This window comes from Microbacterium sp. Se63.02b (genome assembly GCF_014171575.1).
Classification (GTDB): Bacteria; Actinomycetota; Actinomycetes; order Actinomycetales; family Microbacteriaceae; genus Microbacterium.
In genome coordinates this window covers 2,851,115-2,863,159 of the sequence record NZ_CP050453.1, presented here as the reverse complement: position 1 = coordinate 2,863,159, position 12,045 = coordinate 2,851,115, and the positions used below count along the sequence as shown (strand labels likewise).

Here is a 12,045-nt window from a genome sequence, read left to right as displayed (position 1 = left end):
CGCGGGGCGCACGGTCACGCAGAGTCGGTCAGATCGCGGTGAAGCCACCATCGATGAGGTGGTTGCTTCCCGTGATCATGGCGGCGTCGTCGCTGGCGAGGAAGGCGATGAGCGCGGCGACCTCCTCGGGCTGCGCGAACCGGCCGACGGGAATGTCCCGCTTGGCCTTCTCGCCCTTCTCGCCGGCCCACGCCGCTTTTTTCCGAGGCGTCTCCACGACGGTGGGGAGACGGCGTTCACGGTGATGCCGTGGCGTGCCCACTCCAGGGAGAGCACTCGGGTGAGTCCCAGCACCGCGGCCTTGCTGGCGCAGTAGGCCGCGTGCTGGTCGAGGCCGATCACCGCGGCTTGCGAGGCGAGGTTGATGATGCGCCCGTAACCGGCTTCGAGCATGACGCGGCCGGCGGCCTGAGCCATGTAGAAGGTGCCGCCGAGGTTGACGTCCACCGTGAGCCGCCACCTGTCGGGAGTGACGTCGACGGCCGGGTCGAGGAGCGCGAGGCCCGCTGAGTTCACCAGGATGTGCGGAACTCCCACGGTCTCGACCGTCTGCGCGATCGCCGCGGTCGCGGCCGCCGGATCGGTGAGGTCCGTCACGATGCCGAGGTGTTCTGCGCCGGGGAGTGCATCGACCAAGACGGCGATTCTTTGGTCGATGTCGACTCCGACGATTCGTGCGCCGCGCTCGGCGAGGTGATGCGCGACGGTGTAACCGATGCCGCTCGCGGCCCCGGTGACGACGGCGATCCTGCCCGCGAATGTCGATTCCATGATCACTTCTCCTCGAGTTCTTCGATGACGATGTGCGGATACGCCGCGCGCCCGTCGGCTGCGACGCCCACATCGACGACCACGATGACCCCGGGGGCGTTGCAGAGCGTTGTCATGACGCGTCCTCGCGGCTCTGTCCCGGTAGGCCCTCGTACGCGATGTCGCCGGCGGCGACGTTCTCGTCGACGAGCGCGGGAAGCGCCTTGAGGAATTTCGTGCGTCCGGTCACCACGTTCTTCTTCGCGGCGTCGACGTTGCCGGAGTCGATCGCCGGCATGACGTAGATCGGGTTCTGATCGACTTCTTCGCCGCGGACGGTCTTGGCGGCGACAGCGAGGCCGGACGCGAGTTCCACGGTTCCGTGCTGCAACGAGGTGCCGATCATGTCGCCGGCCGCGACGGCGTCGAGCCCGTCTTCGATGCCGTCGATGCCGACGACCTTCACGCCGGAGAGGCCCGCTTCTCGGAGCGCTTGAATGGCTCCGAGCGCCATGTCGTCGTTCTGCGAGATGACGCCGTCGATGTCGTCGCCGAACGCGGAGATCCAGTTCTTCATCTTGTTGACGGCTTCGTCTCGCTTCCAGTTCGCGGTGTCCTCCGCGAGGACGTGGAGTCCGGTGTTCTCATCGAGAATCGCGTGGATGCCTTCGCCCCGGTCGAGTTGCGGCGAGGATCCGAGCGGGCCCTCGAAGACGACGACGTTGCCCTTGCCGCCGAGGGCCTCGACCATCTGCTGAGCCTCCTGCTTCCCTGCGGCCACGTCGTCGGGCTGGACGCTGGCGTCGACATCGACACCGGCGAGCGAGGTGTTGACGGCGATGACGGGGATGTGCGCGGCTTTGGCGGCCTTGACCTGCGGGGACAGCGAGTCGGCCTGCACCGGAACGATGATGATGGCGTCGACGCCTGCGGTCACGTACTGATCCACCTGGTCGGCCTGGGTGGAGACGTCGCCTCCGGCGGAATTCCACTCCAGATGGATGTGGTTGGCGTCGGCGTAGGCCTCCATCCCCTCCTTGCCCTGGGTGATGAACGACGACATGTCGTAGACGGTGACGCCGACGGTGATGGTGTCGCCTCCCGCATCGGGGTCGCCGCTGCCGCACCCGGTCAGGGCGGTCAATGTCGCCGCGATGGCCACCGTGCCGGCGATCGTGGTCCTGAGTGTGCGCTTCATGTGTGTTCCTTCGTCGTCGAGGCATGCTGCATGGGTCCGCCAGTGAGATGTCGCTCCGGGGAGGCGACACCAGACGATAGTCAGCTGTTTGCAGAATGCAACGACCCCCGCTCATATGAGCAGGACACGGATCTGAGCGGACGAGTGCCGAGTGCACGCCGAGTGAAGCGGCCCGCACCTCCGGCTGCCTCAGCACCCCGCGAGCGACGACCGCGCGGCACGGCAGGTGGTCGAACTCCCCGGCCTCGTGCGTGCGCGGAGGTGTGATCCGCCGCCTCGGCGCCCCCGGCCCCGGGGCGGCGGACCCCGAGCCGCGCTGCCCTTCCGGCTGCGGCCCAGCAGGGATCCCTCCCCGTCCTCCGACAGTAGGCGCCACGGCGATCGGACGCGCGGGGGTTGTGGCATGCGGAGGGGAGAAGGTATAACGCGTGGTCTAGCTCATCCGGTCCCGTCGATCAAGCCCCCGTGCGGCTCGTCCAGCGCGGCGTAGCATCGGTGCTCCGAGCGGGGGTCCCCAGTTCCCGTCTCGGCTGCCGGCGGCCACCGGTCACCCCTACCAGGTGGCCGCCGGTCCCCGGTGGCGTGGATCCGGATGGCCTCGGGACCGCGCGTCGAGCCCGCCGCCGGGTCGATGCAGGTCGGTCCGTTCTAGACTCATGCCGATGACCGAAGAGACCGCCGCCGACGCCCGCGTGCGACGGTCCGTGACCCGAACACTCGTCGTGTATCCGCTGCTGGGCGGGGCTGTGCTGCTGCTCGCGGCCATCGCCGTCACGCTCGCGGGCGATGACCTCGGCTTCTTCCCCTTCCTGTTCATGCTGGTGAGCGGGTTGTGCTTCGGTTTCGCTTTCGTGAATGCGACCCTCGGGATGGTTCCGGCACGCAACGGCGCGATCCTGCACGTGGCCGTGGCGGTCGTCCTCGGGGCTCTGGTCGCCTTCGTCGTCGAGTTCGGCGGTGACCTTCTCGAACCGCTTCCGGAATCCGTGCGCGGAGTCGCCGTGGTCCTGCAGATGGCGGCGATCCCGGCGGTCGGATGGATCTGGCTCGGTGTGATCGGCCGCATCACGGACCTGTTCTCTCGCAGAGACGCGAAGAAGCGCCCGGCACCCGTCACACCTGCGTGGGAGCGCGACGAGAGCGGCGACGGTTCGATCGTGCATTTTCCCGGCCTCGAACTGCGTATGCGCGTGCTCACCCAGGCGATCGTCGCGATCGTCGTGGTCGTCGGCGCCTTCGCCGTCGTGCTGCTGATCGCGTTCGATGACATCGTGATGCGGATGGGAGCGCGGATCGCGATCATTCTGATGGGCGTCGTGCTCGGTCTTCCGGCGTACCTGCTCTTCGCGGCCATCCTTCGACGTCGCACGGCGTCGTGCTCCGTGGCGTTCGGCGACGACGAACTGCGGGTGAGGGTCGATGCCGTGCTGCATACGATCCCGTATCGCGAGATGGAGTACCTGCGCTGGCGCACCCGCAGCGACTACGCGCGGATCGAGGTGCGGGGAGCGGGGGCCGATCTCTCCCTGATCGCGGGTCTCGCGAAGCCCCCGCGCGGACTCACCGCAGAGCTTCCGGCGCTGCCTCGCCGCGTGTTCCGCCGCTTCGAGCTGGTGGGACTCGCCGCCGAGAAGAAGCGTCGTGACGAGGTCGTCACCTTCCGCCGTGCGGTGGGGGCCGCTACCCGACCGGGTACTCCTGCGCTTTGAGCGCACGCGCGAGGTGGGCCGCGTTCTTCGCGGCCGTGCTCATCGCCGACGCGACCTTCTCGGGGGTCTGGTCGAGATCCTTGTAGTCGGTCGTGTGCATCGCCTCGCCGTTCCAGTACACCGAGCCCTGGGCGGGGATGGTGAAGCCGACATCGTTCAACGACTGGAACAGGATCGCCGCGATGTGATGCGCACCGTCCTCGTTCCCGACGATCCCCGCGACGGCGACCTTGTCGAAGAGCGTCGGGCGTCCTCGGGCGTCGGTCTCGCTCAGCTCTGCGTCGAGCCGCTCGAGGACCCGTTGAGCGACGCTCGAATGCTGGCCCATCCAGGTCGGCGTGACGAACACGAGGATGTCCGCATCGAGGACGCGTCGTCGGACGCTCGGCCACTGGTCGTCGCCGCCCATGTCCTTGTCGACTCCGGGGCTCACCGTGAGGTCCACCGCGCGCACCAGCTCTCCCGTGACGCCGTGCCCGGAGAGGGCATCGAGCAACTGGGTCGCGAGGAGGTCGGAGCTGGACGATGCGGGTGACGGCTTGAGCGTGCACGAGATGGCGACCGCGGTCAGTGGTGTCTTCATCGTCCGAGCACAGCAGAGGAGGAGTCGGCGGCACAGGGGGTTTCCGCGTCCGGGCTATCCTGGTAGACGGCACCGACGACAGGAGATCCCGTGATCCTCAGCTTCCTCTTCTTCATGATCCTCTTCCTCGGAGGATTCTGGCTGATGGGCACCTCATTCGAGCTGCCGGACTACAACGCCTTCGCCTTCTGCGGCGGCCTCCTGCTGGTGACCCTCGCGCTGGCGTTCATCCTGCGTGAGCGCGGTTCGGCCACCCGCCGGTCGAAGAACTGGTCGGGCAACCCCACCGAGTGATCCGCTGCGGACGGGTCACCGTCGTCGGGCGAGCCGTGCTTCGAGGTTCGCTCTGACCGCGGGCCACTCCGGCTCGATGATCGAGTACTCGACGCTGTCGCGCAGTGCGCCGTTGCGGTAGCGGCTCATGGCGCGCATGACGCCGTCCTGCTTGGCCCCGAGGCGTTCGATCGCCGTGCGCGACTGGAAGTTCACCCACTGCGTCGTGAGGCCGACGCGGAACACGCCGAGAGTCTCGAACGCGTGCCGCAGCAGGAGCAGCTTCGACTCGGCGTTCGTGCCGGAGCCGTGGGCGGACGGCCGGTTCCAGGTGAACCCGATGTGCAGGCGGGGGACATCCGCCACGAGGTCGTAGAACGACGTGAGGCCGAGGACGCGCCCGCTCGCGTCGAACGCGGTGAAGGGCACCATCTCGCCCTTGTCGATCAGGGCGATGCGCCGATCGACCTCGGCCGCCACTCCGTCAGGAGCGGGGACCGAGGTGTACCACGCGGTCTTCCACAGATCGCCCTCCTGCACGGCATCGATCAGTCCGTCGACGTGGGAGCGTTCGAGGGGGCGGAGCTCGACGAGCTCTCCGGTGAGGGTGACGGGCACGGGATCGACGAGGAAGGCCATGACCATATTCAACCAGCGTGGGGACCCGTTCTTCGCTGCGGACTAGGCGACCGCCATCGTGACCGCGCCCTGGCGCAACAGCCGCTGATAGGCGGTGACCAGCTCTATCGTGACACCCAACTCGAAGGCCAGACTCGCCAGGTGGGGGCCGCGGAGCTCTTCGGCCTCGGCGTAGGCGCGCGCCGAGATGAGCTGGCGCGCGGCCCACTCGTCGGCTTGGCGCTCCTGGTGAGAGCGGACAGCCGCGACCGGCGTCGGCACGTGACCGAGGTGTGCGTGGCCGAGCTCATGAGCGAGGACGCTTCGTGTCGTGCGCACACTCATGCCGGGGCTCAGTCGGATCGTCGCCGTCGCGGGGTCGAAGCCGCCGCGTGTGCGGCCGGGGCGCTCGATCACGCGGACGTGCTGTTCGTCGGCAAGACGCAGGAGGTGCTGCACGGCTCCTCCTCGCGGTCGTCTCCGCGGGTCACCGCGGACTCTCGATCAGTCGTAGAGGTCGTCCGAGTCGGCGTCGTGACGGACGGAGGAGTCGAAGGCGACCTCGCGGTTATCTTCGCGTGGGCCGGCGACATCGGGGGTGCGTCGGATCGGAGTGACACGTGCGGTGCTCACGCCGTCGGCACTGAGCCGCTCCTCGGCGCGGGCGAACAGCACGTGCGGTTCGACGTCGAGGGCAGCGCATACCGAGTACACGACCGGCACGGGAATCGCGCGCTTGCCGGTGACGTAGTTGTCGAGCGCGCTGCGGGCGATCCCGATCGTCCGCGCCATCGCTGCGATGCTGCTGCGGGACGCGGCGATCTCGGCTCGCAGCTGTCGTCCGACCGCATCGTTGAACTCCTCGGCAGGTGTCTTCATCCGGATCACGATAGCAGCGCCCCGACTCCAGAATGCTGCCATTATAATCCATTCGACCTCGTTGCGTGTCCATGTGGGGCGGTAATGTGTGCGTATGGGGACGGAACTGCGTCATTTGGTGGCATCGACGGTGGAGGGGGCCCGGATCCACGCCGGTGTGTCCTTCCCCTGCCTGTCAGAGCTGACCGGCATCGCCCCCGGGCAGCTCGCCGACCTGCTGGACGGTCGAGCGGATTTCACGCTCGTCGACCTCGCGGGCATCGCCGCTGCCCTCGACCTCCCGGTGACCGCGCTGCTCCCCGCCGCGATGCCGGACGGCGGCTGACTCGGTCCCGCGGGGGTAGCGTGGTCGGCATGAAGACCGTGCCGTTCGGATCAGCCACCGCCCCCGCCGTCATCGCCGGCATGATGCGCATCGACGACAAGGACGATGCGCACATCCGGACCCTGTATGCCGCCGCACGCGACGCCGGCATCGACTTCTTCGACCACGCCGACATCTACGGCGGCAGCATGCACCACTGCGAGGCCCGCTTCGCCGATGCGCTCCGGCTGAGCACCGCGGAACGCGACGAGATCGTGCTGCAGACCAAGTGCGGCATCGTTCCGGCGCACGGGATGTTCGACTTCTCGTACGACCACATCGTGGCTCAGGTCGACGGGTCCCTCGCGGCGCTGCGCACCGACCGTCTCGACGTACTGCTGCTGCACCGCCCCGACATCCTCGTCGAACCCGAAGAGGTCGCCAGGGCTTTCGACGACCTGGAAGCTGCGGGCAAGGTGAGGGCGTTCGGCGTCTCCAACCACACGCCTCGACAGATCGATCTGCTCCGCACCGCCGTCGAACAGCCTCTGGTCGCCAACCAGCTGCAGCTGTCGATGACCCACGCGCCGCTCCTGCGCGCAGCCGGTCGCGGCGAACATGGCGGCTCAGGAGCAGAGCGTGGTCCGCGACGGCGGCGGCCTGGTGGATTACTGCCGCATCAACGGGATCACGATCCAGGCCTGGTCGCCGTTCCAGGACGGCTTCTCGCACGGGGTCTTCCTGGGCAACCCCGAGTATGCAGAGCTGAACGCCGTGATCGACCGGCTCGCCGCCTCCTACGCGGTGACGCCGATCGCGATCGCGACCGCCTGGATCACGCGTCACCCGGCCGGCATGCAGGTGGTGCTCGGGACCACCACTCCGCAGCGGGTGCAGGATGCGGCAGCCGGCGCAGACATCGAACTCACGCGTCCGGAATGGTATGAACTCTTCCGCGCCGCCGGACATCTTCTCCCGTAGGCGACGCCGCGCGCCGCGTCGTCTACCCTGATCTCATGCCGTTCCTGTTCTCGATCCTCGTCATCGCTCTGATGATCGGCGCGCTGATCGACATCATCACGCGCGACAGTGCGCTGGTGAAGCACCTGCCGAAGATGGTGTGGATCATCATCGTGATCCTGCTCCCGCTGATCGGCAGCCTGTTGTGGTTCGCGATCGGCCGGGAGTACGGAGAGAGCGGCGTCCCGATCCCGCGGATGCGTCGAGCCGAACGTCCGATGCCCCGGACCGACGTGCGCCCTGCGCCGCCGACCGACACGCGCACGACCGAGCAGCAGATCGCAGACCTCGACCGGGAGATCGAGGAGTGGCGCCTGCGCGAGGAGATCGAACGCCGCCGACGCGACGGCGACGCCTCGACGGGCCCTGCAGGCGCAGCCTCCTAGGCCGCGTCGCGGCGATCGAAGGACTCGCGGATCGCGCCTTCCAGTTCCGGGTGATGGAAGGTGAACCCGGCGGCGGTAAGCTTCTCCGGCAGCACCCACCGGCTCTTCAGGACCAGTTCGGTCTCGGTGCGGATGCCGATCGCGCCGAGCTCCAGCATCCACCGCGGCAACGGCGGACCGAACGGAACCCCGAGGGCGCGTCGTACCGTCGCCATGAATTCGACGTTGTCGACGGGGTGCGGCGACGCGGCGTTCACAGGGCCCTCGAGAGCGGGCGTCTGCTCGAGGAAGTCGATGATGCGGGGGACGTCGTCGATGTGCACCCAGCTGAACCGTTGATGCCCGTGACGTGCACGGAAATGATGGGCGGTACCTGCCAGACGACGGGCTGCGCCCACCGGCCAGCGCCCGTCGTACTGCGGCCCGCCGAGTCCGAGTCTGGCCAGGGTCTTCAGCGGCTCCAGCACGCCACCGTGACCGAGGACGATCGCCGTGCGGAGTGCGACGCGACGTGTCGCGGGCAGGTCGTCGGCGAACAGCGCCCTCTCCCACGCCTTCGCGACCTCGACCGAGAACCCCGTGCCGATCTCGCCGGTCGACTCGGTCATCGGGCGATCCTCGGCATGTCGGTAGATCGTCGCCGTCGAGGAGTTCACCCACAGCGCGGGCGGTGCGCTCGCGCGCGCGATCGCGGTGCTCAGCGATGCGGTGGTGTCGGTGCGTGATCGGAAGATCTCCGCCCGGTTCTCGGGCGTGTAGCGGCAGTTGACGCTCTTGCCGGCGAGTCCGATGACCAGTGCCGCTCCGTCGACCGCGCGGTCGATCTCGACCTGGTCGCCCCAGCGGACGTCGGCGCCGGAGCGCGAGATCGTGACGACCTCGCGGCCCTCCGCCCGGAACCGGGGAACCAGGAAGCGCCCCATGAACCCGGTGGCCCCGCCGATGACGACCCTGCCGGCGCTCATGTGCTCCGCTCCTTCCCTCCGGTGTGCTCGATGCGGTAGCGGAAGTCGCCGCGGTACTCGTACAGGCGTCCGAGCACAGGGGCATCGACCGTGAGGGCCACGCGCTGCCGCTCTTCGGTGTCGTCGAAGCGCTCGATCAGGCGGACGACCGGTGCGAGCGCAGGCGGGATGCGCAGGCGGAGTCGTCCGAGACGCACGCCGACCGCCCGGCTGGTGAGACGGAGCGCGCCCTCATGCACCTCGACGTCGAAGCAGGCGGCGAGGAAACCGGGCTCGCCGAGCTCGTCCACGACGCGCCCGTGACGTGTGAGCGCGACCGCATCGCGCATGACCCAGGGCCCTCCCGCGAAGTAGAAGGTGCGCTCGCTGATGGCGCGCGACGCGATTGTGCGGTTCTCGACGCGGAACGGCACGTCGCGCTCCCACCGAGCGGCGAGCACACCGCGGCGTTCGAGCAGGCGCAGCAGCGGCCACAGCCAGCGGCGCGGCGTGCCCACCCGCTGGAAGACGCCCTCACCGACGCCGACGGCGCCCTCCGGGATCGCCTCGAAGTACGCGCGGAGCCGCGGGTGCAGGTCGCTGATGCGCGCGCCGAGCGCCCTGGCATACGGGGACTGCGGCACGGACGTCACCATTCGAGCCTAGCTCGGGGTCATGGGCGCTCGGCCCGGTGCTCCGGATGCTCCGGCACAGGGCGCAGCAGGCGGTCGAGGAGCGCGAGCGCCTCGTGCTGCGGTGCCGTCTCATCGAGCAGCCATTGGGTCTGCAGGCCGTCGGAGGCGGCGACCACCAACGCGGCGACGGCGTCCGGATCGACATCGGTCCGGATGCGACCGTCGTCCTGCTGCTGCCGCACGGTGTCGGCGAGCCGGTCGCGAAGGCGTGCGAACCGACCGGTGGCGAAGGTGCGAGCCGCCGGGTGGCCCTCTTCGAGGGCGGACGCGACGAGCGTGGAGTACAGCTGCACGAGACCGGGGACGGAACGGTTGATGCGGGCCGACTCGATCATCATCTCCACGGGAGTCACCTCCTCGGAGGGGGCCTCCGGCTGTCGTCCTGGCGCGTTGCTCTCTTCGTACACCGCGACGAGGAGCTCTTCGAGGGAGCCGAAGTAGTGGGTGAGGGCGGCATGGGTGACCCCGACCTCCCGCGCGATGGAACGGAGACTCGTGCGATCGGAACCCCGCTCGGCGAAGACCTCGATCGCGCGATCGAGGATCTCCTGTCGCCGTGCGATGCCCTTGGCGTAGGCGCCCCGCTGGCGGGGATGCTCGAGCTGCTCTGGCGTCTCTTCGGGCATGGGGAGAGTCTAGCGAACAAAAACTTCCGCGTGGAGGTATTTGGTGGTAGCGTGCCTCCACGGGACAGGATTCCCGCCACGTCGCCGATGACCGAAGGAGCACGACCGATGACGATTCAGACCTCCCTGCAGCTGTTCACCATCAAGGAGGAGCTGGAGTCCGACCTCGAAGGATCGCTTGCGGCGGTGGCCGCCCGCGGGTTCACGGCCGTCGAGCCCTACGACTTCGTGCGCCGGGCCGAACCTCTCGCCGCCGCGTTGTCGGCTGCGGGACTGCGCGCACCGTCCGGGCATGCCTTCCTGGCGTCGACCTCGTTCGTGAACCCCGACGGCAGCGGCACCACGGTGCCGGTGCCCTCGCCCGCGGAGGTCTTCGCGGCGGCGAAGGTGCTCGGCATGGGAACCGTCATCGACCCGTACACCGCGCCGGCCCGGTGGGAGTCGGTCGCGCAGATCGAGGAGACCGCCCGACTGCTGAACGCGGCAGCCGAGATCGGGGCAGCTCAGGGCGTCCGGGTGGGATACCACAATCACGCGCATGAGCTGGAGGCCGTCTTCGACGGTGTGACCGGCCTCGAGGTCCTCGCGGGCCTCCTCGACGAGCGCGTCGTGCTCGAGGTCGACCTGTACTGGGTGGCCCGTGGCGGCGTCGATCCCGTCGCCCTGCTGGAGCGCCTCGGCAGTCGTGTGATCGCGGTGCATGCCAAGGACGGCACTCTCGACCCCGCGCTCGCCGGCGCGTACCCGCCCGCCGATCAAGTGGCCGCGGGAGAAGGATCCGTCCCGCTGGTCGAGGCGATCGCCGCGGCACCGGCTCTGGAGCTCGCGATCGTGGAGTTCGACCACTACGAGGGCGACCTGTTCGACGCGATCGAGCGCAGCCGCGTCTACCTCGACGAGAAGGTGGCCGGCTGATGGCGATCGGTGCGGGTCCCGTCGGCGTCGGCATCATCGGCGCGGGCAACATCAGCGACCAGTATCTGTCGAACCTCACCACGTTCCCCGACGTCCGCGTCATCGCGGTCGCCGACCTGATCGAGGAGCGTGCCAGGACGCAGGCCGAGAAGTACGGCGTCCCGCGTTCCGGCGGCGTTGACGTCGTCCTCGAGGACCCGGAGATCGACGTGGTCGTGAATCTCACGATCCCGGCCGTGCATGTCGAGGTCTCGGAGGCGATCATCGCGGCAGGCAAGCACGTGTGGACCGAGAAGCCGATCGGGGTGAGCCGCGAGGAGTCGCGCCGACTGCTGGAGAAGGCCGATGCCGCCGGTCTCCGCGTCGGCGTGGCGCCGGACACGGTGCTCGGACCGGGCGTGCAGACGGCGAAGCGGGCTATCGCGAGGGGTGACATCGGTCGTCCCCTCTTCGCCCAGACCACCTTCCAGTGGCAGGGTCCGGAGATCTTCCACCCGAATCCCTCGTTCCTGTACGCGAAGGGTGCGGGGCCGCTGCTGGACATGGGGCCGTACTACGTCTCGGCGCTCGTTCATGTGTTCGGTCCCGTCGCCTCGGTCGCCGCTCTGGGCCTCCAGGGCACGCCCACCCGCCGTGTGCAGGTCGGCGAGCTCGCCGGCCAGGAGTTCCCTGTCGAGATCCCCTCCACGCTCAGCGTGCTGACGGCCTTCGAAGAGGGCGGTCAGGCGCAGAGCCTCTACAGCACGGATTCCCCCATGCTGCGGCAGGGCGTCGTGGAGATCACCGGCACCGAGGGCACGATCGTGATCCCCGATCCGAACACCTTCGGCGGCGCGATCTCGATCACCCGGCCGCTCACGCGTCTGTTCGTCCCGCCGGAGCCGATCCAGCAGGAGATCCTCGACGTGGCGCAGGAGGGTGTGCTCTCCGGGCGTGGGGTGGGACTGCTCGACATGGTCCGTTCGATCGCCGCAGACCGCCCGCACGTGGCCACGGGGGAGTTCGGGTACCACGTGCTCGACACGCTTCTGTCGATCGAGGAGGCCGCCGAGTCGCGCAGCTTCGTCGACGTGCAGAGCAGCCTGGATCAGGTCGGATCGATCGACGCGGACTTCGACCCGTTCGCGGCCACCCTCTGACCGCGG

The 12,045-nt window shown here is 68.8% G+C and carries 14 protein-coding genes and 2 pseudogenes; 7 read left to right on the top strand and 9 right to left on the bottom strand.

Annotation, left to right across the window (positions count from 1 at the left end):
- Positions 1-28: 28 nt before the first annotated feature.
- Together G4G29_RS14020 and G4G29_RS14015 are read right to left on the bottom strand one after the other, a co-directional pair.
- Positions 29-771, bottom strand: a pseudogene (locus G4G29_RS14020) (GolD/DthD family dehydrogenase).
- Positions 772-883: 112 nt separating this feature from the next.
- Entirely contained in the window at positions 884-1,948 is a 1,065-nt protein-coding gene (locus G4G29_RS14015; protein WP_183150539.1) for a substrate-binding domain-containing protein, read from the bottom strand.
- A 662-nt stretch (positions 1,949-2,610) separates the two neighbouring features.
- Between G4G29_RS14015 and G4G29_RS14010 the strand changes: the two genes are divergently transcribed.
- A complete protein-coding gene (locus G4G29_RS14010) occupies positions 2,611-3,657 on the top strand; it encodes a hypothetical protein (RefSeq protein ID WP_183150538.1) in 1,047 nt (348 codons plus the stop codon).
- Here the strand turns inward: G4G29_RS14010 and G4G29_RS14005 are convergent.
- Positions 3,629-4,240 carry an NAD(P)H-dependent oxidoreductase gene (locus G4G29_RS14005; RefSeq protein WP_183150537.1) on the bottom strand — a complete coding sequence of 204 codons (612 nt, stop codon included), beginning with the start codon at positions 4,238-4,240 and terminating at the stop codon, positions 3,629-3,631. The genes G4G29_RS14010 and G4G29_RS14005 overlap by 29 nt on opposite strands.
- Before the next feature lie 90 nt (positions 4,241-4,330).
- Between G4G29_RS14005 and G4G29_RS14000 the strand changes: the two genes are divergently transcribed.
- Complete coding sequence (locus tag G4G29_RS14000) at positions 4,331-4,534, top strand: hypothetical protein (protein WP_183150536.1); 204 nt, start codon at positions 4,331-4,333, stop codon at positions 4,532-4,534.
- A gap of 15 nt (positions 4,535-4,549) precedes the next feature.
- Here the strand turns inward: G4G29_RS14000 and G4G29_RS13995 are convergent, their stop codons facing one another.
- From G4G29_RS13995 to G4G29_RS13985, 3 genes are read right to left on the bottom strand one after another with little or no spacing between them, the layout of a single operon-like run.
- Entirely contained in the window at positions 4,550-5,152 is a 603-nt protein-coding gene (locus G4G29_RS13995) for a GNAT family protein (RefSeq protein ID WP_183150535.1), read from the bottom strand.
- A 42-nt stretch (positions 5,153-5,194) separates the two neighbouring features.
- A complete protein-coding gene (locus tag G4G29_RS13990; RefSeq protein WP_183150534.1) occupies positions 5,195-5,590 on the bottom strand; it encodes an ImmA/IrrE family metallo-endopeptidase in 396 nt (131 codons plus the stop codon).
- A gap of 45 nt (positions 5,591-5,635) precedes the next feature.
- Positions 5,636-6,010: a helix-turn-helix transcriptional regulator gene (locus G4G29_RS13985; protein ID WP_244632044.1), complete on the bottom strand. Its 375-nt coding sequence runs from the start codon at positions 6,008-6,010 to the stop codon at positions 5,636-5,638.
- Positions 6,011-6,104: 94 nt separating this feature from the next.
- Between G4G29_RS13985 and G4G29_RS13980 the strand changes: the two genes are divergently transcribed.
- From G4G29_RS13980 to G4G29_RS13970, 3 genes and pseudogenes are all read left to right on the top strand, one after another.
- Positions 6,105-6,335, top strand: a complete 231-nt coding sequence (locus G4G29_RS13980; RefSeq protein WP_244632043.1) for an XRE family transcriptional regulator — start codon at positions 6,105-6,107, stop codon at positions 6,333-6,335.
- 29 nt (positions 6,336-6,364) lie between these two features.
- A pseudogene (locus G4G29_RS13975) lies at positions 6,365-7,295 on the top strand (aldo/keto reductase).
- A gap of 35 nt (positions 7,296-7,330) precedes the next feature.
- Complete coding sequence (locus tag G4G29_RS13970) at positions 7,331-7,720, top strand: PLDc N-terminal domain-containing protein (RefSeq protein ID WP_183150533.1); 390 nt, start codon at positions 7,331-7,333, stop codon at positions 7,718-7,720.
- On the opposite strand, the gene G4G29_RS13965 is transcribed toward G4G29_RS13970, so the two are convergent.
- From G4G29_RS13965 to G4G29_RS13955, 3 genes are read right to left on the bottom strand one after another with little or no spacing between them, the layout of a single operon-like run.
- Positions 7,717-8,685, bottom strand: coding sequence for a DUF1731 domain-containing protein (locus G4G29_RS13965; RefSeq protein WP_183150532.1), 969 nt, complete (start codon positions 8,683-8,685; stop codon positions 7,717-7,719). The genes G4G29_RS13970 and G4G29_RS13965 overlap by 4 nt on opposite strands.
- Entirely contained in the window at positions 8,682-9,320 is a 639-nt protein-coding gene (locus G4G29_RS13960) for a DUF4166 domain-containing protein (RefSeq protein ID WP_244632042.1), read from the bottom strand. The genes G4G29_RS13965 and G4G29_RS13960 overlap by 4 nt, the downstream gene beginning before the upstream one ends.
- A gap of 17 nt (positions 9,321-9,337) precedes the next feature.
- Entirely contained in the window at positions 9,338-9,985 is a 648-nt protein-coding gene (locus G4G29_RS13955) for a TetR/AcrR family transcriptional regulator (protein WP_183150530.1), read from the bottom strand.
- A gap of 108 nt (positions 9,986-10,093) precedes the next feature.
- Between G4G29_RS13955 and G4G29_RS13950 the strand changes: the two genes are divergently transcribed.
- Together G4G29_RS13950 and G4G29_RS13945 are read left to right on the top strand one after the other, a co-directional pair.
- Positions 10,094-10,900, top strand: a complete 807-nt coding sequence (locus G4G29_RS13950) for a sugar phosphate isomerase/epimerase (RefSeq protein WP_183150529.1) — start codon at positions 10,094-10,096, stop codon at positions 10,898-10,900.
- A complete protein-coding gene (locus G4G29_RS13945; RefSeq protein ID WP_183150528.1) occupies positions 10,900-12,039 on the top strand; it encodes a Gfo/Idh/MocA family oxidoreductase in 1,140 nt (379 codons plus the stop codon). Before G4G29_RS13950 ends, G4G29_RS13945 begins: the two co-directional genes overlap by 1 nt.
- The last annotated feature ends 6 nt before the right edge of the window (positions 12,040-12,045 follow it).

Coding starts and splice junctions, on each gene's coding strand:
- G4G29_RS13965 (WP_183150532.1), bottom strand. CDS start 8,685: ATGAGCGCCGGCAGGGTCGTCATCGGCGGGGCCACCGGGTTCATGGGG.
- G4G29_RS13960 (WP_244632042.1), bottom strand. CDS start 9,320: ATGGTGACGTCCGTGCCGCAGTCCCCGTATGCCAGGGCGCTCGGCGCG.
- G4G29_RS13945 (WP_183150528.1), top strand. CDS start 10,900: ATGGCGATCGGTGCGGGTCCCGTCGGCGTCGGCATCATCGGCGCGGGC.
- G4G29_RS13980 (WP_244632043.1), top strand. CDS start 6,105: ATGGGGACGGAACTGCGTCATTTGGTGGCATCGACGGTGGAGGGGGCC.
- G4G29_RS13955 (WP_183150530.1), bottom strand. CDS start 9,985: ATGCCCGAAGAGACGCCAGAGCAGCTCGAGCATCCCCGCCAGCGGGGC.
- G4G29_RS13950 (WP_183150529.1), top strand. CDS start 10,094: ATGACGATTCAGACCTCCCTGCAGCTGTTCACCATCAAGGAGGAGCTG.
- G4G29_RS13985 (WP_244632044.1), bottom strand. CDS start 6,010: ATGAAGACACCTGCCGAGGAGTTCAACGATGCGGTCGGACGACAGCTG.
- G4G29_RS14005 (WP_183150537.1), bottom strand. CDS start 4,240: ATGAAGACACCACTGACCGCGGTCGCCATCTCGTGCACGCTCAAGCCG.
- G4G29_RS13995 (WP_183150535.1), bottom strand. CDS start 5,152: ATGGCCTTCCTCGTCGATCCCGTGCCCGTCACCCTCACCGGAGAGCTC.
- G4G29_RS14015 (WP_183150539.1), bottom strand. CDS start 1,948: ATGAAGCGCACACTCAGGACCACGATCGCCGGCACGGTGGCCATCGCG.
- G4G29_RS13970 (WP_183150533.1), top strand. CDS start 7,331: ATGCCGTTCCTGTTCTCGATCCTCGTCATCGCTCTGATGATCGGCGCG.
- G4G29_RS14010 (WP_183150538.1), top strand. CDS start 2,611: ATGACCGAAGAGACCGCCGCCGACGCCCGCGTGCGACGGTCCGTGACC.